21 protein-coding genes are annotated in these 18,708 nt (G+C 69.8%); 16 read left to right on the top strand and 5 right to left on the bottom strand.

Annotated features, from left to right (window positions below; genetic code table 11):
• Positions 1-444: 444 nt before the first annotated feature.
• The gene (gene dnaB / locus D7I44_RS08255) at positions 445-1,845 is read left to right on the top strand and encodes a replicative DNA helicase (RefSeq protein ID WP_425459325.1); all 1,401 of its coding nucleotides are present in this window, start codon (positions 445-447) and stop codon (positions 1,843-1,845) included.
• Positions 1,846-1,863: 18 nt separating this feature from the next.
• Here dnaB and D7I44_RS08250 read toward each other — a convergent pair whose 3' ends face one another.
• Together D7I44_RS08250 and pdxR are read right to left on the bottom strand one after the other, a co-directional pair.
• Positions 1,864-2,361, bottom strand: coding sequence for a carboxymuconolactone decarboxylase family protein (locus D7I44_RS08250; protein ID WP_120789057.1), 498 nt, complete (start codon positions 2,359-2,361; stop codon positions 1,864-1,866).
• A gap of 62 nt (positions 2,362-2,423) precedes the next feature.
• A complete protein-coding gene (gene pdxR, locus D7I44_RS08245) occupies positions 2,424-3,815 on the bottom strand; it encodes a MocR-like pyridoxine biosynthesis transcription factor PdxR (RefSeq protein ID WP_120789056.1) in 1,392 nt (463 codons plus the stop codon).
• A 95-nt stretch (positions 3,816-3,910) separates the two neighbouring features.
• Here pdxR and D7I44_RS08240 point away from each other — a divergent pair, with 95 nt between their 5' ends.
• The 5 genes from D7I44_RS08240 (at position 3,911) to D7I44_RS08220 (ending at position 9,453) form a co-directional block, all read left to right on the top strand.
• Complete coding sequence (locus D7I44_RS08240; protein WP_120790857.1) at positions 3,911-5,122, top strand: MFS transporter; 1,212 nt, start codon at positions 3,911-3,913, stop codon at positions 5,120-5,122.
• A gap of 43 nt (positions 5,123-5,165) precedes the next feature.
• Complete coding sequence (locus tag D7I44_RS08235; RefSeq protein WP_245980138.1) at positions 5,166-5,909, top strand: HAD family hydrolase; 744 nt, start codon at positions 5,166-5,168, stop codon at positions 5,907-5,909.
• Positions 5,910-5,941: 32 nt separating this feature from the next.
• The gene (locus D7I44_RS08230; protein ID WP_120789055.1) at positions 5,942-8,482 is read left to right on the top strand and encodes a glycoside hydrolase family 65 protein; all 2,541 of its coding nucleotides are present in this window, start codon (positions 5,942-5,944) and stop codon (positions 8,480-8,482) included.
• A gap of 72 nt (positions 8,483-8,554) precedes the next feature.
• Complete coding sequence (locus tag D7I44_RS18135; protein WP_162940148.1) at positions 8,555-9,115, top strand: HdeD family acid-resistance protein; 561 nt, start codon at positions 8,555-8,557, stop codon at positions 9,113-9,115.
• Positions 9,112-9,453: an ABC transporter ATP-binding protein gene (locus tag D7I44_RS08220; RefSeq protein ID WP_120789053.1), complete on the top strand. Its 342-nt coding sequence runs from the start codon at positions 9,112-9,114 to the stop codon at positions 9,451-9,453. Before D7I44_RS18135 ends, D7I44_RS08220 begins: the two co-directional genes overlap by 4 nt.
• 116 nt (positions 9,454-9,569) lie before the next feature.
• Here the strand turns inward: D7I44_RS08220 and purB are convergent, their stop codons facing one another.
• Both purB and D7I44_RS08210 read right to left on the bottom strand, forming a co-directional pair.
• Positions 9,570-10,952, bottom strand: a complete 1,383-nt coding sequence (purB, locus tag D7I44_RS08215; RefSeq protein WP_120790855.1) for an adenylosuccinate lyase — start codon at positions 10,950-10,952, stop codon at positions 9,570-9,572.
• A gap of 32 nt (positions 10,953-10,984) precedes the next feature.
• Positions 10,985-11,428 (bottom strand): arsenate reductase/protein-tyrosine-phosphatase family protein, encoded by a 444-nt coding sequence (locus D7I44_RS08210; protein WP_181445625.1) that lies wholly within the window; start codon positions 11,426-11,428, stop codon positions 10,985-10,987.
• A 237-nt stretch (positions 11,429-11,665) separates the two neighbouring features.
• On the opposite strand from D7I44_RS08210, the gene D7I44_RS08205 reads away from it, so the two are divergent.
• The gene (locus D7I44_RS08205; protein WP_120789052.1) at positions 11,666-11,881 is read left to right on the top strand and encodes a hypothetical protein; all 216 of its coding nucleotides are present in this window, start codon (positions 11,666-11,668) and stop codon (positions 11,879-11,881) included.
• Complete coding sequence (locus D7I44_RS08200; RefSeq protein WP_120789051.1) at positions 11,878-13,134, top strand: alpha/beta hydrolase family protein; 1,257 nt, start codon at positions 11,878-11,880, stop codon at positions 13,132-13,134. Before D7I44_RS08205 ends, D7I44_RS08200 begins: the two co-directional genes overlap by 4 nt.
• On the opposite strand, the gene D7I44_RS08195 is transcribed toward D7I44_RS08200, so the two are convergent.
• Positions 13,094-13,498, bottom strand: coding sequence for a phage holin family protein (locus tag D7I44_RS08195; RefSeq protein ID WP_120789050.1), 405 nt, complete (start codon positions 13,496-13,498; stop codon positions 13,094-13,096). The genes D7I44_RS08200 and D7I44_RS08195 overlap by 41 nt on opposite strands.
• 37 nt (positions 13,499-13,535) lie before the next feature.
• Between D7I44_RS08195 and D7I44_RS08190 the strand changes: the two genes are divergently transcribed.
• The 8 genes from D7I44_RS08190 to rpsN all read left to right on the top strand — a co-directional run bounded on the left by D7I44_RS08190 (position 13,536) and on the right by rpsN (position 18,636).
• On the top strand, positions 13,536-14,600 hold the full coding sequence (locus tag D7I44_RS08190) for a histidinol-phosphate transaminase (protein WP_245980134.1): 1,065 nt from the start codon (positions 13,536-13,538) through the stop codon (positions 14,598-14,600).
• A 62-nt stretch (positions 14,601-14,662) separates the two neighbouring features.
• On the top strand, positions 14,663-15,580 hold the full coding sequence (locus D7I44_RS08185; protein WP_120789049.1) for a metal ABC transporter solute-binding protein, Zn/Mn family: 918 nt from the start codon (positions 14,663-14,665) through the stop codon (positions 15,578-15,580).
• Between the two features lie 55 nt (positions 15,581-15,635).
• On the top strand, positions 15,636-16,454 hold the full coding sequence (locus D7I44_RS08180) for a metal ABC transporter ATP-binding protein (protein WP_342768611.1): 819 nt from the start codon (positions 15,636-15,638) through the stop codon (positions 16,452-16,454).
• Positions 16,451-17,353, top strand: coding sequence for a metal ABC transporter permease (locus tag D7I44_RS08175; RefSeq protein WP_120789047.1), 903 nt, complete (start codon positions 16,451-16,453; stop codon positions 17,351-17,353). The genes D7I44_RS08180 and D7I44_RS08175 overlap by 4 nt, the downstream gene beginning before the upstream one ends.
• A complete protein-coding gene (locus D7I44_RS08170) occupies positions 17,350-17,742 on the top strand; it encodes a Fur family transcriptional regulator (RefSeq protein WP_120789046.1) in 393 nt (130 codons plus the stop codon). The genes D7I44_RS08175 and D7I44_RS08170 overlap by 4 nt, the downstream gene beginning before the upstream one ends.
• Positions 17,743-17,921: 179 nt before the next feature.
• Positions 17,922-18,158 carry a 50S ribosomal protein L28 gene (rpmB, locus tag D7I44_RS08165; protein ID WP_120789045.1) on the top strand — a complete coding sequence of 79 codons (237 nt, stop codon included), beginning with the start codon at positions 17,922-17,924 and terminating at the stop codon, positions 18,156-18,158.
• A complete protein-coding gene (gene rpmG, locus D7I44_RS08160; protein ID WP_120789044.1) occupies positions 18,158-18,325 on the top strand; it encodes a 50S ribosomal protein L33 in 168 nt (55 codons plus the stop codon). The genes rpmB and rpmG overlap by 1 nt, the downstream gene beginning before the upstream one ends.
• 5 nt (positions 18,326-18,330) lie before the next feature.
• Positions 18,331-18,636, top strand: coding sequence for a 30S ribosomal protein S14 (gene rpsN / locus D7I44_RS08155; protein ID WP_120789043.1), 306 nt, complete (start codon positions 18,331-18,333; stop codon positions 18,634-18,636).
• Positions 18,637-18,708: the final 72 nt, after the last annotated feature.

The raw sequence follows: 18,708 nt of genomic DNA, 5'->3' as shown, positions 1-18,708 counted from the left end.
TGCACACTGGCCGATAGCGGCGGGATCGCTCCCGTCGCTATCGCCATTTAAGGGGACGTTTTCAACAGTCTTGTGCACAGGGAAGCGCCATCGGTGGCAAACCCTCGACCCGCACTCTAAACAACTTTCTACACACAGGGTGGGGAATCGGTAATTGCTGGTCAGAGCAGATTTCTGACCCGCATATTTTTCTCCGTCCACAGTTTTCCACAGCAACCGTCCACATCCCGCGCGGCGTTTCTCACGTCTCGTCCCCAGTGTTATCAACAGGCCGTGTTGTCGCAGCGGCACCCGCTTCCCTAGGGTGGCGTGAGCCGCGCAGAGGCGGGGGCGAGAACGGATGCCATCGGGCGCCGTGGCACCACCGTCAGCCCCGATGTCGGTGGTCCCCGGCAGGGTGGGGCCGTGCGGTAGCGCGCGCACAGTGACCAAGAGGGAGACGGCTTGTCGATCGCACATCTTGACGACCACCGCGACGACCGTCGCGACGACCGCGGCGGTCGGGGTGGCGAGCCAGGCGCGTACCCGGGCGCCCGCATGCCGCCGTACGACGAGCTGGCCGAGCAGAGCACGCTCGGCGGCATGCTGCTCAGCAAAGACGCCGTGGCCGATGTCGTCGAGGTCGTGCGGGGGAAGGACTTCTACCTCCCGAAGCACGAGGTGGTCTACGACGCGGTCCTGCGGCTGTACTCGCATGGCGAGCCGACCGACGTCGTCGCTGTCACCGACGAACTGATCAAGACGGGCGAGCTGCAGCGCGCCGGCGGCGTCGAGTACCTGCACACGCTCACCAGCGTGGTGCCCACCGCGGCGAACGCGGGCTTCTACGCCCAGATCGTCTCGGAGAAGGCGGTGCTGCGCGGGCTCGTGACGGCGGGCGAGCGCATCGCCCAGTTCGGCTATGCCGCCGAGGGCGAGGTCACCGACCTCGTCAACCGCGCGCAGGCCGAGGTCTACGACCTCACGAACACCAACGACAGCGAAGACTACGTCCCGCTCAACATCGCAATCGATGCGGCCAGCGACGAGATCGACGCGGCCAGCCACAAAGACGGCACCATGACCGGCGTGCCGACGGGATTCGCCGACCTCGACGAGCTGACGAACGGGCTGCACCCCGGTCAGATGATCGTGGTCGCCGCCCGCCCCGCCATGGGCAAGTCAACGCTCGCTCTCGACTTCGCGCGCAGCGCAGCCGTGAAGAACGACCTGCCCACCGTGTTCTTCAGCCTCGAGATGGGGCGCGCCGAGATCGCCATGCGCCTGCTCTCCGCCGAAGGCTCGCTGCCCCTTCACGTCCTGCGCAAGGGGCGCCTCGAGCAGTCGGACTGGACGAAGCTCGCGTCGACCCGTGGCCGCATCAACGACGCGCCGCTGTACATCGACGACAGCCCCAACATGACTCTGGTCGAGATCCGTGCGAAGTGCCGCAGGCTCAAGCAGCGCGTCGGGCTGAAGATGGTCGTCATCGACTATCTTCAGCTCATGACGAGCGGCAAGCGCGTGGAATCCCGCCAGCAGGAGGTCTCGGAGTTCTCGCGTGCACTCAAGCTGCTCGCGAAAGAGCTGCAGGTGCCCGTCATCGCGTTGTCGCAGCTGAACCGCGGCCCCGAGCAGCGCACCGACAAGCGCCCCGCGCTCTCCGACCTGCGCGAGTCCGGCTCGATCGAGCAGGACGCAGACATGGTGATCCTGCTGCACCGCGAAGACGCCTATGACAAAGAGAGCCCGCGGGCGGGCGAGGCCGACCTGATCGTGGCCAAGCACCGCAACGGCCCCACGCGTGACGTCGCGGTCGCATTCCAGGGGGCGTACTCGCGCTTCGCCGACATGGCGGCGATGTAACCAATCCGCGCGGCAGGCTCAGTCGGCGACGCGCACCGCGGTCGGCCACGGGCGCGCGGTCACACCGATCGTGTTCCAGGCGTTGATCGCCGTGATGAGGGCGAGCAGCGCGGCCACACCGTCGTCACCGAAGCGGGCCTGAGCCTCGGCCACGGGCTCGTCGGGCACGTGGGTCTGCGCCTTCAGAGTGACCGACTCGGCGAGGCCGAGCGCCGCGCGCTCCGCGGCGGTGAACAGCCCGGAATCCTGCCAGATCGCGACGGCGTCGATGCGCTGCACGGCCACGCCCGCGCGGCGGGCGTCGCGGCTGTGCGGATCGACGCAGTAGGCGCAGCCGTTGAGCTGCGAAGCCCGCAGCCTGACGAGCTCGCGCAGGCCGCGGTCGATTCCGACCCGGTCGGCTTCGCGCTCCGCGGCCTCGTGAAGAGCGGTCACCGCGCGGCTGAAGCCGGGGACGATGGCGTCGAAGTCGAAGCGGACAGGGATGGCGACGTACTCGCTGTCGGTGATGGTCATGTCGCCAGGCTAAGAAGCGGCGCGGCTCGGATTCGAGGACATTGCGCGGCCGGAATCCCGGGTCAATCGAGAACGGCGCGAACGGAGGCCGCGAGCTGCACAAGCGCACGATCGAACTGTGCGGGCGAGGGCGCGGCAAAGCCGACGACCAGTCCGGGCGCCACAGGCGGCGAGCCGGGCGCTCGATACGAGTCGAGGCCGTCGACGAGCACGCCGCGCTCGAGCGCGACGGCCGCGATCTCCTGCTCGTCGGTTCCCGCCGGCAGACGCACGAGGACCTGCAAACCCGCGAGGAGACCCTCGATGCTGCATCCGCTCAATTGGGCTTCGACCAGGTTCTCGAGGCGGATGCGGCGCGCGCGATACTCCGCACGCAGCCGGCGCACGCTGTGGTCGTAGTCATGGGCGGCGATGAACTCGGCGAGGGCGTGCTGCTGGAGCGCGGCGGGGCGCCCGCCGGAGAGCTCGCGCTGCTCCCGCATCTCCACGTGCAGCCAGTGCGGCACGACCGCCCACGCGAGCCCGACAGAGGGAGAGACCGCCTTGCTCGCTGTGCCGAGGTAGGCGACCCTGTCGGGCGCGAGCGCCTGCAGGGCGCCGATGCTGCGCCGGTCGTAGCGGAACTCGCCGTCGTAGTCGTCCTCGATCACGAGCGCGTCGGCGCGGTGCGCCCATTCGACGACGGCGCGGCGCCGCTCGGGCGATAGCGGAACGCCGGTCGGGAACTGGTGCGCGGGAGTGAGCAGGACGGCGGCGCAGTCGGCGAGCTCGTCGAGGACCGCCCCCTGGTCGTCGACGGGAAGCGGCACCGGGCGCAGACCTGCGGCGGCGATGATCGCGCGGTGCCGCTCGTGACCGAACTGCTCGACGGCAACGCGGGTCGCGCCGCGGCCGCGCAGTGCGGAGCAGATGAATCGCAGCAGCTCGCCGAAGCCCGTGCCCACGGCGATCGTCTCGGCCGATGCCACGACGCCGCGCGTGCGGGCGGTGTAGCCGGCGAGCGCCGCCCGCAGCTCGCGGACGCCGGACGGGTCCGGGTAGCCGAGGAGCGCCGGGCCCGCGGTGACGCGGCGAAGTGCGGCGAGCCATTCCCGGCGCGGGAAGGCGGAGCCGTCTGGAATGCCGCCGCGCAGCTCGATCGGGGCGCGGCTCGGAGGCACGAGGGGCGCCTGCCTCGCGACGCCTGCCCCCGCCGTGCGCTCCGCGACCCATGTGCCGGCGCCGACGCGCGAGGCGAGCCACCCCTCGGCTGCGAGCCGCGCGTAGACCTCTGCGACGGTGTTCCGGCTGATCGCGAGGTCGCGCGCGAGCGAACGCGCGGCGGGCAGGCGGGTTCCGGGCGCGAGGCGGCCGTCGGTGACGGCGCCGCGCAGCGCGGCTTCGAGTGACTGAGCCGGTCGGGTGCGCGAGAGCTCGAGATGCACGTCGAGGCCGGCGAGTGCGGGCGCGGTCATGGCCAGAGCATGACACGGCGGATGCCGAAATGGCCCACTTTTCTGACCGGGATGTGTCATTCACGCTCGGGTCGATCTTTCCTAGCGTCATCTGCATGAGCAGCAGCACAGCGAGTGCCACCCGCACGGTCGGGCGGATTCAAGCGATCAGCTCGACCGTCGAGGGCGCGGCGATCGCGACCGTCGTCCTCTACTTCACGCGCGTCATCGGCTTCGGCGACGGCAGCGTCGGCCTCGTGCTGGCGCTCGCCGGGGCGACGGCGCTCGCGTCTGCGATGCCACTCGGCAGACTCGCCGATCGTGTCGGGCTGCGGCCGATGGCGGCGGTGTTCAGCTTCGCGACGGCTGCGGCGCTGCTGCTCTACGCCGTCGCCGACGAGCTCTGGCTCTATGCGGCCGCGGCGGTGCTGTTCGCGGTCGCGCAGGCGGGTGGCTCAGGCATCCGCCAGGCCCTCGTCGCCGCGCACACGCCGGCTCCGCTGCGGGTGGCGGCCCGTGCGCGGCTTCAGACCCTGGTCAACCTGGGCATCGGCGCGGGGTCGGCGATCGGCGCGCTGGCCCTCGCGGCTGACGGCCGCCTCGCATTCACGGTGCTGTTCGGGGCGAGTGCGGCCGGGGCATCCGTCTGCGGGCTGCTCGTCTTGTGGCTGCCCGCTGGCGCGGCGCCCTCACCCGTCGCAGCACGCTGCCGCAGCGCGCTGCGCGACCGCCGTCTGCTCGGCGTGACCGGCCTCACGGCGGTGCTGCTGCTCACGATGCCTGTGCTCTCGGTGTTGCTGCCCATCTCGCTCGTGGCGCACGCGGACGCGCCGGCCTGGCTGCCCGCTGTCGCCCTTGGACTCAACACGGTGCTCGTGATCGCGCTGCAGACGCGAGCGTCGGCATGGGTGCGAACGGATGCCGGAGCAGCACGCGCCGCGCTGGTGGCAGGAGCCGCGCTGGCCCTCGCGACGGTCGCGTTCGCCGCCGGAACGCGTGCGGGAGCGCTCGCGTCCGTCCTGGCGCTGGCGGGCGTCGCGGTGCTCACGATCGGCGAGGTCGCCGCTGGGCCGGCCGCGTGGCACTTCGCGCTGCGCGATGTGCCCGCTGGGCGGCAGGGGGAGTACCAATCGGTGTTCGGAATGGCCGGATCGCTCGCGCGGGTCATCGGCCCGCTCGCGCTCCTGCCGCTGCTCGGCTGGCTCGGGCCCGTGGCGTGGCTGCTCATCGGCGCCCTGCTCGCCGGGGCCGCGCTGGCCCTCGCGGCCATGGGCCGGCCGCGCCGGGCCGCCATGCGCTCCCCCGATGTCCAGGCGGTGACGATCTGATTCCGGGGTGCGTGGGCGAGGCATCTCTCGCTACGCTCGAATCGTGGCTGGGGCAGAACTGTTCGCCGACGTGCACGCCGTCCTCTTCGACCTGGACGGTGTGCTGACGCCGACCGCCGTGGTGCACCGCCGCGCGTGGGCGCTGCTCTTCGAGGAATACTTCGCCCGCGTGGGCGCCGGGCCCTATGAGGAGTCCGACTACTTCGCCCACATCGACGGGAAGCCCCGCTATGACGGGGTGCGCGACGAGCTCGCTGCGCACGGCATCACGCTGCCGGAGGGCGACCACGACGACGGGCCCGACGCCGAGACGGTGTGCGGGCTCGGCAACCGGAAGAACCTCGAGTTCAACCGCGTGCTCGCCGAAGAAGGGGTGACCCCGTACCCCGGCTCGCTCGAGTTCCTCGACGCGGTCGATGCCGCAGGCATCCGCTCTGCCGTCGTCTCGTCGTCGGCGAACGCCGTCGACGTCCTGAATGCCGCGGGAATCGCCGATCGCTTCGTCACCGTCGTCGACGGGAAAGTGGCGCGCGACCAGCGGCTGGCCGGCAAGCCGTCGCCGGAGACCTACGAGTACGGCGCGCGCCTGCTGGGTACGGACGCTGCGCACTCCGTCGTCGTGGAAGACGCGACCTCGGGTGTGGCCGCCGGCCGCGCGGGCGGCTTCATCGTCATCGGTGTCGACCGCGGCACCGGGCGCGACGCGCTGCTGCGCGAGGGCGCAGACGTCGTCGTCGAAGACTTGGCCGAGCTGGTCGAGACCTGGAAGACCGCGACCGGCGGTTAGCCCCGCCCCCGCCGAGAGAGCAAGGGAGAGCAATGAGACGACCTATCGCCGACCCCCTGGATCGCGACCGCTTCCCCATCGACGAATGGGCGCTGGTCGAGAGCGAGCTCTCGGTGCCCGACCTCGGCCGCACCGAGACGCTGTTCTCGGTCGGCAACGGCTACATCGGCCTGCGCGGGAATTTCGAGGAGGCCCGCGAGGGTGTCATGCAGGGCACCTTCGTGAACGGCTTCCACGAGACCTGGCCCATTCGCCATGCGGAGGACGCGTTCGGCTTCGCGCACGTGGGGCAGACGATCGTGAACGCGCCGGATGCCAAGGTGATCCGCGTCTACGTCGACGACGTGCCGTTCAAGATCTCGGAGGCGGAGCTCTTGTCGTACGAGCGACGGCTCGACTTCGTGAGCGGCGTGCTGACCCGCGACCTCGAATGGCGCACGCCGTCCGGGCGGCGGGTGCAGATCACGTCGCGACGGTTCGCGTCGTTCACCGACCGGCATCTGGCGGTCGTCGACTACGAGGTCACCGTGCTCGACGCCGACGCCTCCGTGGTGCTGTCGAGTCAGGTGATCAATCGGCAGGACCGGAAGGACGAGTACGGCATCGGTGGCGAGACGCTCGGCGACGACGGCTTCGACCCGCGCAAGGCCGAGTCGTTCACCGACCGGGTGCTGCAGCCGCGCCTGAAGCGCAACTCGGGTGGTCGCAGCCTGCTCGGCTATCGCTGCACCAACTCGCGCATGACCATCGCGGTCGCCGCCGACCACGTCGTCGAGACCGACAACGAGATCACGCAGTCGTACATTCTCGAAGACGACCTGGCCAAGCAGGAGTACCGCGTGCAGGCGAAAGCCGGCGTGCCGATCCGCCTGACGAAGCTGCTCAGCTATCACACCTCGTATGCGGTGCCCGTGCGCGAACTCGCGGACCGGTGCGACCGCACCCTCGACCGGGTGCGCGAGCGCGGGGTCGCGCAGCTGTTCGATGACCAGCGTCTATGGCTCGACGACTTCTGGTCGCGCGCAGACGTCGAGGTGTTCGGTCGGGCGTCAGAGCAGCAGGCGGTGCGGTGGAACCTGTTCCAGCTCGCGCAGGCGACGGCGCGTGCCGACGGACTGGGGATTCCGGCCAAGGGCGTCACGGGCTCCGGCTATGGCGGGCACTACTTCTGGGACATGGAGATCTACGTCCTGCCGTTCCTCACCTACACGAACCCGACCGCTGCGCGGAACGCGCTGAGGTTTCGGCACAGCATCCTCGATGACGCGCGCGCCCGCGCAGGCGAACTGAGCCAGCGTGGGGCCCTGTTCCCGTGGAGGACCATCAACGGGCAGGAGTCCTCCGCCTACTACGCCGCGGGCACCGCGCAGTACCACATCGACGCCGACATCTCCTTCGCGCTCGTGCAGTACGTGAACGCGTCGGGCGACGAGGCGTTCCTCGACTCAGAGGGCATCGACATCCTGATCGAGACGGCGCGCATGTGGGCGGACCTGGGGTTCTGGCGCTACAACGGCGGCGAGATCTTCCACATCCACGGCGTGACGGGGCCGGACGAGTACACGACGGTGGTGAACGACAACCTGTACACGAACGTGATGGCGCGGTGCAATCTGCGCGCGGCCGTGAGGTCGGTGAAGGCGATGAAGGAGCGCGACCCGAGCGCGTACCGCAGCGCGGTCAACCGGCTCGGCCTCACCGACGACGAGGTCGCCGAGTGGGCCCGCGCCGCCGAGGCGATGCACGTGCCGTACGACGACAGCCTCGGCATCAATCCGCAGGACGCCCAGTTCCTCGAGAAGGAGCTCTGGGACCTGCCGAACACCCCGCTCGACAAGCTGCCGTTGCTGCTGCACTACCACCCGCTCGTGATCTACCGCTTCCAGGTGCTCAAGCAGGCCGACGTGGTGCTCGCGCTCGTGCTGCAGGGCGACGAGTTCTCGCCGGAGCAGAAGCTCGCCGACTTCGAGTACTACGACCCGCTGACCACGGGCGACTCGACCCTGTCGGCGGTGGCGCAGTCGATCATCGCGGCCGAGGTGGGCTACAGCCAGTTGGCCGTCGACTACTTCCTCGACGCGGCGTTCGTCGATCTCGCCGACCTGCACAACAACGCGGTCGACGGTGTGCACGTCGCATCGACCGGCGGCCTCTGGGCTGCGCTCGTGTGGGGCTTCGGTGGGGTGCGCGACTACCTCGGTGTGGTGTCGATGGACCCGCGGCTGCCGAGCGGCTGGGAAGGCCTTCGGTACCGCCTCACCGTCAAGGGCAGTCGGCTGCGTGTCGAGCTGCGCCGTGAGAGCGTGCAGCTGCGCGTCGAAGAGGGCGACGGCGTCGAGGTGACCGTGCGCGGCGACAAGGTCTTCGTCCGGCCTGGCGAACCGCGGCTCATCCCGCTCGATGGGCAGGGGCCGATCCGCCACGGCACGCCGAGCACGAGCGCGCTCAAGGGCGAACTGCGACCGGACGGCTCTGTCATGACCGCGTCGATCCCGACGCTCGCAGCCGACGACCCGACCCCGACGACCGGGACCTCGCCCATTCCGGTCATTCAGCTCCCGCCGGGGAACTGAGCGCACAGAAAAGCCACAAGAGCCCCGCAACTAGACTGAGGAGTCGATTCCCCAGCAGTGAAAGAGGTACGTGTGGCCGCCCGGTACTGGCTTGTTCAGCTTGTGCGCGCCATCATCGCCTTCGCTGCAGGGTTCCTCATCACCCTCGACCAGGACCACACCGCGTCCTACGGCATCGCCATGTTCGCCGCGTTCGCGATCATCGGCGGGCTCGCGGTCGCCGCGTTCTTCTGGGTGACGGATGCCGGGGATCGGACGATCTGGCTGGTGCAGGGTCTCATCGGGGTGGCGGCGGGCGTGGTCTCCCTGATCGTGCACGCAGGCGGTCTCGGCGATCTGCTGTACAGCGTGAGCGTCTGGGCGCTCCTGACCGGGGTCGCGGAGCTGTACGGCGGGTGGCGCGCGAGACGCGCCCCTGCACAGGCATCCGCCGCCCGTGATCGGCTTCTGGTCGGCGGGCTGACCGTCGTCCTCGCCATCGTCTATCTCGTCATTCCCGCCGAGCACCGGCTTGCCGTCGGCCTGCTCGGCGCCTACGCCATCGTCATCGGCGTCTACCTCGCGATCGGCGCGCTCTCGCTCAAGTGGGCGCGCTCAGAGGCTGCCGACGAACCCACGGAGTCCCACGCATGAGTGCCCGCAAGACCCGTCCAGCCGACCGTCAGCCCTCGCGCCACGAGGTGCTGCGACCCGCGGAACTCGTGGGCGGCTCTGCGCTGCTCGCGCTGTTCGCCGGGCTCATCATGCTCATCGGCTCGCGCAGCTGGCTCGTCGCCGTGATCGGCTTCGGTGTCGTGTTCATCGTCGCGCTGGTCGTGATCGCGCTGTTCGTGCAGTCGATCAAGCCGAGCGCCGAGGAGCGGGCCGACATCGCGGAGCAGGATGCCGCGCACGGCGGCTCGCGCCCGGTGCTGCTCGACAAGCCCGCGCCGAAGCCGGGTGACGAGCCCCGCGGGCCTCAGGGGCACTGACTGCGGCTCGCGCGCATGCGCAGCTGACGCGCCTCGAGACGCGCAGAAGCGGGGCTTCGCCAGGGGATTGCCCCACATGCGCACGTCTCGGCATGGCATCCCCGGGCCGCTAGGCGTCAGCCGAGGTAGCGCAACAGGGCCGGGGCGACACCGATGTAGCGGGCGGGGGTCAGCGCGATGAGCCGCGCCTTCGCCTCATCGCCGATCTCGAGCCCTTGCACGAACTCGGCGAGCTCGGCCGGGCCGACGCGGTGACCGCGCGTCAGGTCCTTGAGCACGGCGTACGGGTCGGCGATCGTCGAGCGGCCGGCGACGACCTCGGCGCGGATGACGGTCTGGATCGCCTCGGCCAGCACCTCCCAGTTCCCGTCGAGGTCGGCTGCGAGCGCGCCCTCGTCCAGCGCGATCTCGCCCAGTCCGCGCTCGAGGTTGTCGAGGGCGAGCAGCGAGTGGCCGAAGGCGACGCCGATGTTGCGCTGGGTCGTGGAATCCGTCAGGTCGCGCTGCAGCCGAGAGGTTACGAGCGTGGCGGACAACGCGTCGAGCAGCGCCGACGAGAGCTCGAGGTTCGCCTCGGCGTTCTCGAAGCGGATCGGGTTGATCTTGTGCGGCATCGTCGATGAGCCGGTCGCGCCCGGGACGGGGATCTGCCGGAAGTAGCCGAGCGAGATGTAGGTCCAGATGTCGGTCGCGAGGTTGTGCAGGATGCGGTTGGCGTGCGCCGCCCTGCCGTAGAGCTCGGCCTGCCAGTCGTGCGACTCGATCTGAGTCGTAAGCGGGTTCCACGTGAGCCCGAGGCCCTCGACGAACTCGCGGCTGATCAGGGGCCAGTCGGCACCCGGGTCTGCGGCGAGGTGCGCGGCGAAGGTGCCGGTCGCGCCGCTGAACTTGCCGAGGTACTCGGAGGCCTCGAGCTGGGCGATCACCCGCTGCAGGCGGTAGACGAACACCGCGAGCTCCTTGCCCATGGTGGTCGGCGTCGCCGGCTGGCCGTGGGTGCGCGACAGCATCGCGGCGTCCTTGTGGTGCTCGGCGAGGGCGGCGAGCTTCTCGACCACGTGGCGCAGCTTCGGCAGCCAGATCTGCGTGACCGCCGCCTTGACCGTGATCGCGTACGAGAGGTTGTTGATGTCTTCGCTGGTGCACGCGAAGTGCGTCAACTCGGCGATCGCGCCGAGGCCGAGCCTGTCGAGCTCGCCGCGGATCAGGTATTCGACGGCCTTGACGTCGTGGCGCGTCTTCGCCTCGATCTCGGCGAGTGCGTTGATCTCGAGGTCGCCGAAGTTCGCGGCGAATGCGCGCAGCTGTTGCACGTGCTCCGACTCGAGCGGCGACGAGCCGAACATCGAGTGCGAGGTCAGATAGATGAGCCACTCGACCTCGACGTGCACGCGCGCGCGGTTGAGACCCGCCTCGGAGAGATGGTCGCCGAGGGCCGAGACGGCGGCGCGGTATCGGCCGTCGAGCGGGCTGATCGGCTGGGGGGGAAGGGCGGGCAGCTGGTCGTTCATTCTCTGGTGCAGATCCTTGTTCAGCGTTTGTGTTCGTGCTTGAGTGCCGGCTCGAGCTGTCGCACGAGCCCGGCGCAGGCGCGCTCGACGAGGTCGAGCACGGTGTCGAACATGGCGTCGTCCGAGTAGTACGGGTCCGGCACGTCGGCGGGGCCGCCGTGAGGGGCGAAGTCCATGAGCAGGGCCACCTTCGCCTCGTTCTCGGGCGTCAGTGCCCAGTGGTCGAGGATGCGCTTGTGGCTGTGGTCGAGCGCGACCACGAGGTCGAGCGCGTCGAACCAGTCGGGGTCGAACTGGCGTGCGCGGTGCGTCTTGCCGTCATAGCCGCGCCGGTGCAGCGCCTCGACCGTGCGGTGGTCGGCCGGCTCGCCGACGTGCCAGTCCCCCGTGCCCGCCGAGCTCGATGCGACGCGCGCCCCGACGCCCGCCTTCGCAGCGAGATCGCGGAACACGACCTCGGCCATCGGCGAGCGGCAGATGTTCCCACTGCAGACGAAGCACACCCGGAATCGGCCCTCGGCGGCCTCGTCATCTGCGGGCGAGGCGAACGTCACCCCCACATTCTGCCGCACTGCACCGGGGATCTCGCCCTCCACAATGGCTGGGCTGCGGCGATTGTGCACGGATGCCGGAGTCGGCCACGTCGGTGCCGGCGGTCGATGCCAGGCTGGTCGTCCACCCCGCGCCGGAGTGGATGAACGATGACTGACGTAGCCGCCGATGCGCAGCAGCGGGGTGAGGTTCGCGCGCGCGTGCGCGCCGCAGGGGCCGACTGCCTGCTGCTGCGCAGGCTGCTGCCGGAGCTGAACACGTGGAGCGGCCCGGCCGGGTGGGCGTTCGGCCTGCGGGTCGAGGGGCTGCGAGAGCGCATCGAGTCGGCGCACGCCGCACTCGTCGCTGCGGAGGCGGGGCTGTGAGCATCGCGGTGTCGGGCGGCGGCAGCGTCGCCGTCGAGACCGAGGCGATGCTGCTCGCCCGGCGCGACCTCCTCGAGCTCGATGCGCGGATCGACACCGTCCGTGAGCAGCTCCGCGACGCCGCGAGCACGGCGGCGGCGATCTCCGCCGGCGCCGTGCGGCTCATTCGTCACGCGGAAGACGAGCTCGCCGCGGCACGGCGCGACGCGCAGGCGCTCGTCAAGGAACTGGAGCTCGCGGCGGAGGGATACGGCTGGGCCGAGCGGGTCGTGCTCGCGCAGGAGTCGCTGCTCGCCCGCCTGGCCGGGCCGCTGCCGGCCCTCGCCGAGCTGATGCTCGCGTTCGGCATCGACTCGGCTCAGCACGACGCGATCTCGTTCAGCGACCCCTGGCTCGTGCGAGCCCTGCGTGAGCTCGCGGATTCGGTGAGCCTGCCCGGCCTGCTGATGCTCGTCCGTGCGCTTCCCGGCGACGCACTCGACGAGACGCCCGTGACGGTCGCGCGCGCATCCGCGCCGCACAGTGCGCCGCCGCCGTGCGGCTTCGCCGACCTCGCCAAGCGGATCCCTGCGGCGGGCGCCGGATCCCCTCAGGTGCGCGTCGAGAGATACCGGCTGCCGGACGGCGAGAATCGCTGGGTCGTGTATTCCGCGGGAACGATCGACTGGTCGCTCGAAGCGCGCGGCGAGCCGTGGGACGACACGTCGAATGTCGTCGGCGTCGCAGGCGGTTCGGCCGGCTCCACCCGAGCGGCGATCCTGGCGCTCAAGCGGGCCGGCTGGAAGCCGGGCGAGCCGGTCGTGCCGGTCGGTCACTCTCAGGGCGGCATCGTCGCCACCGCGATCGCAACGAGCGGCATCGCACCGACGCCGATGCTCGTGACCTTCGGCTCGCCGACCGCCGGCGTGGCCGCGCCGGGAACCGTGGACGTCGCCGTCGAGCACACCGACGACCCTGTGCCCCCTCTTGGCGGGAGCCCGCGCCCGATCGTCGACGAGCGGCTGCTCGTGCGCGAGCCTGCGCCGAATGCCCGCGCAGGTGCGGCGGGCCTGCCGTCGCACGCGATGACCGGCTACGTGAGCACGGCGGCCGAGATGGACGACTCGACCGATCCCCGGCTTGTCGCTGCCCGCGAGACCCTCGCCGAGTTCACGGGTGGGCGGCGCCCCGAAGTGACGCTGTGGCGCGGTGAGCGGGTCAGTGAGGCATCCGTCAGCGGCGCTGCGCCTGACTCGTCAGCGGGCGGAAGATGAGGCCGACGATCCAGCTGATGACGCCGAGGACCAGGGCGCCGAGCACACCCCACCAGAAGCCGTCGACGGTGAGGCCGAAGCGCAGCCAGTGGTCGCTGATCCACTCGACGACGAGCAGCAGCAGGCCGTTCACGATCAGAGAGAAGAGGCCCAGCGTCAGGATGTAGAGCGGGAACGCGACGATGCGCAGCACCGTGCCGACGATGCCGTTCACAATGCCGAAGACCAGGGCGAGCACGATGTAGGTCCAGAAGAGTGCCCAGCCCGACCCCGTGTCCCAGGCGGTGACGTGCACGCCGGCCACGATGAGGGTGGTGAGCCACAGTGCAAAGGCGTTGATCAGCAGTTTCACGACGAATCGCATGGCGAAAGTCTGGCAGGTGCGCCGCTACCTTTGAAGAGTGTCAGAGAACGTGCGCCTGCGCCCCGAGATCGCCGCGCTGACGGCCTATTCGCAGGGGCGCTCGCCGTCGCCGGACGGGTTCAAGCTGTCCAGCAACGAGAACCCCTACCCCGCGCTGCCCGGCGTGCTCGAGGCGGCGGCCGCACACGTCGAGATCAACCGCTACCCAGACGGCGCCGCGGTGGCGTTGCGCACCCGGCTGGCCGACCGCTACGGCGTCGAATTCAGCGAGGTCATCGTCGGCGCGGGGTCGTCGTCGCTGCTGCAGCAGCTGTTCCTGGCGGCGGCCGGGCGCGGTGACGAGATCGTCTACGCCTGGCGCTCGTTCGAGGCCTACCCCGGATTCGTCACGATCACCGGCGCGACGAGCGCGCACGTGCCGCTCACCGACGCGCTCGAGCACGATCTCCCCGCGCTGGCCGCGGCCGTCACCGAGCGCACCCGCGTCGTGGTCGTGTGCTCCCCCAACAACCCCACCGGACCGGCGGTGTCGGCCGACGCGTTCGAAGCGTTCATGCGGGCCGTGCCGGCCGAGGTGCTCGTCGTGCTCGACGAGGCGTACCAGGAGTTCGTCACCGACCCGCTCGCCGTCGACGGCGAGAAGCTGATCGGCGAGTACCCCAACCTCGTGATCACACGGACCTTCTCGAAGGCGTACGGCCTGGCCGGCCTGCGCGTCGGTTACGCGATCGGCCCGGCGCGGCTGCTCGCGGCTGCGCGCGCGACCGCGATCCCATTCGCGGTCACCGAGCTCGGATTCGCGGCGGCGCTCGCGAGCCTCGACCGCAAGCCGCTGCTCGACGAGCGCGTCGCCGAGATCGTCGTGCGCCGTGACCGCCTGCGCGGCGAGCTGATCGAACAGGGTTGGGCCGTCCCGTCCGCGCAGGGCAACTTCGTCTGGCTGCCGACGGGCGAACACACGACCGCTGCCGCCGACGCGTTCTTCGACGCGGACATCGCGGTGCGGCCGTTCGCCGATGAGGGCATCCGCATCTCGATCGGCGAAGAAGAGTCGATCGAGCGGATTCTTGAGGTGAGCGCCACGCTTCATCGGCAGCGTTAGCCGGCGCGCGGGTGCGCTCGTGGTTTTGACAATCATTATCAATAAGGCGTAGCGTCGAAGACGTGAACCGATCGCGCCTCCTTGCCCCCATCGCCCTCACCGCTGCCGTGCTCGCCCTCGCCGGGTGCTCGGCCGAAGCATCCGGCGCCACCGACCCGGCGAAGACGGGGTCGATCAACGTCGTCGCGTCGACCGACGTGTGGGGCTCGGTCGCGAGCGCCATCGGCGGCGACCACGTGAAGGTGACGTCGATCATCGACGACCCCGACAAGGATCCCCACGAGTACCAGGCCGACGCTCGCAACCAGCTGGCGATCTCGAAGGCGAACGTGGTCGTCTCGAACGGCGCCGGCTATGACGACTTCGTCGGAAAGATGGTGAAGGCCTCGAAGCAGAACCCGACCACCCTGGTCGCTGCGGACATCTCGGGTTACGACCAGCACCCGAGCGACGGTGACTTCAACGAGCACCTCTGGTACGACTTCCCGACCGTGCAGAAGGTCGCTGGAAAGCTCGAGGCGGCGTTCGCCAAGGCCGACGCGAAAGACGCCGCCGACTTCGCGGCCAACGCGAAGAGCTTCGACCAGCAGCTCGCGAGCCTCGAGGCCACCGAGGCGCAGCTCAAGACCGCGCATGCGGGCACCGCTGTGACGATCACCGAGCCGGTTCCCCTTTACATGCTGAACGCCATCGGGCTCACGAACGTCACGCCCGAGAAGTTCAGCGAGGCGATCGAGAACGACACGGACGTCGCACCGACGGTCCTGAAGCAGACCCTCGACCTGTACAGCAGCGGCCAGGTGAAGCTGCTCGCCTATAACGAGCAGACCACGGGTGCGCAGACGCAGGCCGTGCTGGATGCCGCGAAGCAGAACCACGTCGCTGTCGTGCCGGTGACCGAGACGCTGCCTGCAGGCAAGAACTACATTGAGTGGATGACCTCGAACCTCCAGGCGATCGGCAGCGCGCTTGGCGAGTGATATCACTGCACGTGAGCACCCCGCCGGCTCAGTCCTGAGCCTGCGGGGCGCCACATTGCGCTTCGATCGCCGCACGCTCTGGCAGGGGCTCGACCTCGACGTCGCGCCCGGCGAGTTCATCGCGGTGCTCGGCGCGAACGGCTCGGGGAAGACCAGCCTCTTGCGCGCGATCCTCGGTCGCCAGCCGCTGAGCGCGGGCGAGGCACTGGTCGCCGGTGAGCCCGTCACGGCCGGGAACCCGCGCATCGGATACGTGCCGCAGCAGAAGCTCGCCGACGAGGGCACGCCGTTGCGCGCGCGCGACCTCGTCGGCCTCGGCATCGACGGCGGCAAGTGGGGTTTCTGGCCGAGCCGCTCGAAGCGCGCCAGGGTCGACCGGCTGCTCGCCGACGTCGGCGCGACGGCCTACGCGAACGTCCCGGTCTCGACGCTGTCCGGCGGGGAGCAGCAGCGGCTGCGGATCGGCCAGGCGCTGGCATCCGACCCTCGCCTGCTGCTCGCCGACGAGCCGCTCGCCTCGCTCGACCTCAGCAACCAGAGCGCCGTCAGCGAGCTGATCGACCGGCACCGGCACGAGCGCGGTTTCGGCGTGTTGTTCGTGACGCACGACGTGAACCCGGTGTTGTCGATCGTCGACCGCGTGCTCTACCTGGCCGGCGGCCGGTTCCGCATCGGCACGCCGGACGAGGTGCTGCGCAGCGACGTGCTGAGCGCGCTCTACGGGTCGCCGGTCGACGTCGTCCACGCCCGCGGCCGCATCATCGTGGTCGGCACACCGGACAGCGGGCACGCACCGCACGACGAGCACCACGACGCCGGCCACGAAGAGGTCTGCGACCACAACCCCGAAGACGCAGAGGCGGTCGCGCTGTGACGCACTCGGCGGATTTCTGGGGGCAGGTCTTCAACTTCAGCGACTACGGCCAGCTGCTCGTGCTGCTGCGCAACTCGATCATCGCGGGCGCGGTGCTCGGCCTGATCGGCGGCCTGATCGGCGTGTTCGTGATGAGCCGCGACATGGCGTTCGCGGTGCACGGCATCAGCGAGCTGTCGTTCGCCGGCGCGTCGGCCGGACTGCTGCTCGGCATCGGCGTCGTGCAGGGGTCGATCATCGGCTCGCTCGTCGCCGCCCTGTTGATCGGCCTGCTCGGGGCGCGGGCTCGCGAGCGCAACAGCATCACCGCGGTGCTGATGCCGTTCGGCCTCGGCCTCGGCATCCTGTGCCTCGCGCTGTACCCGGGCCGCAGCGCGAACAAGTTCGGCCTGCTGACGGGCCAGATCGTCGCGATCGACGACCCGCAGGTCGGCTGGCTGATCGCGATCGCGGTCATCGTGCTCATCGGGCTCGCGATCGTGTGGCGGCCGCTCAGCTTCGCGTCGATCGACGCCGACGTGGCCGCGGCACGCGGTGTGCCGGTGCGCGGCCTGTCGATCGTGTTCATGCTGCTGCTCGGGCTCACGGTCGCGGTCTCGGTGCAGATCGTCGGTGCGCTGCTGGTGCTGTCGATCCTCGTGACGCCGGCCGCCGCCGCGTTGCGGGTGTCGGCGTCGCCGCTCGTCGTTCCGCTGCTCAGCGTGATCTTCGGCGTCGTGTCTGTGGTCGGCGGCATCCTGCTGGCGCTCGGCGGCTCGGTGCCGATCAGCCCGTATGTCACCACCATCTCGTTCGCGATCTACGTGGTCTGCCGCGTGATCGCAGGCGTACGTGCGCGTCGCGGCATCTCGGGCAGGCGGATGCCTGACGCCGGCGTCTCTGCGGAGGTGATGGCGTGACCGCACCGAAGCGCAACACCTGGCAGCGCGAGGCCGTGCGCGAGGCGCTGTCGACCCGCGAGGACTTCGTGAGCGCGCAGGGCCTGTACAGCGCCCTGCGCGACGGCGGGTCGCCGATCGGCCTCGCGACGGTCTACCGCGCGCTCGCCTCGCTCGCCGTCGAGGGCGAGGCCGACTCACTGCAGTCGCCGGAGGGCGAGGCGCTCTATCGCGCCTGCGTCTCGACCGGGCACCATCACCACCTGATCTGCCGCAACTGCGGGCTGACCGTCGAGATCTCGGCGGACCCCGTCGAGGAGTGGGCGCAGAAGGTGGCGGCCGCCAACGGCTTCACCGAGCCGCAGCACGTGGTCGACGTGTTCGGGCTCTGCGCGTCGTGCTCGCGCTGACGCCGGACGCGTGGTAAAGGCATCCGTCGGTCTCTGCTAAACTTGAGGTTTGTCTGGCTCGGACTCCTCGAGCCGGTTCGCTCACACCAAGCCCTTTCACCAGAAGCGGGTACTGGCGTGTGCCGACAAGAGATCTTGGGATGCCCCGTCTGGGGCATCGGTAGTGATGGAGGAATCACATGGCAGCAGTGTGCCAGGTGACCGGTGCCGTTCCCGGCTTCGGTCACACCATTTCGCACTCGCACCGACGCAACAAGCGTCGTTTCGACCCGAACATCCAGAAGAAGACGTACTTCGTCCCTTCGCTTCGCCGTAACGTCACCCTGAACGTGTCCGCCAAGGGCATCAAGGTGATCGACGCCCGCGGCATCGAGGCGGTCGTCAAGGACATCCTGGCCCGTGGGGAGAAGATCTAATGGCCAAGCAGCAGGACATCCGCCCGATCATCAAGCTCCGCTCGACGGCCGGCACCGGTTACACCTACGTGACCAAGAAGAACCGCCGCAACGACCCGGATCGTCTCGTGCTCAAGAAGTACGACCCGATCATCCGCAAGCACGTTGACTTCCGAGAGGAGCGCTAAGTCTTATGGCTAAGAAGAGCAAGATCGCCCGCAACAAGCAGCGCGAGGTCGTCGTCGCCCGCTACGCCGCCAAGCGCGCCGAGCTGAAGAAGCAGCTCGTCAGCCCGAACTCCACGGACGACGAGCGCGAGGCCGCTCGCGTCGGCCTGCAGAAGCTGCCGCGCAACGCGTCGCCGGTTCGCCTCCGCAGCCGCGACCAGATTGACGGCCGCCCCCGCGGCGTCCTGTCGAAGTTCGGCATCTCGCGTGTTCGTTTCCGCGACATGGCGCACAACGGCGAGCTGCCCGGTATCACCAAGTCGAGCTGGTAAGCAGTTCTCATCCGAAGGCCCCCTGGTTTCCAGGGGGCCTTCGTCGTACCGGTCTATATGCCGAATCCGGCA

Origin of the sequence: Gryllotalpicola protaetiae (assembly GCF_003627055.1) — a bacterium.
Classification (GTDB): domain Bacteria; phylum Actinomycetota; class Actinomycetes; order Actinomycetales; family Microbacteriaceae; genus Gryllotalpicola; species Gryllotalpicola protaetiae.
This window is presented reverse-complemented; position numbering and strand designations above follow the sequence as displayed.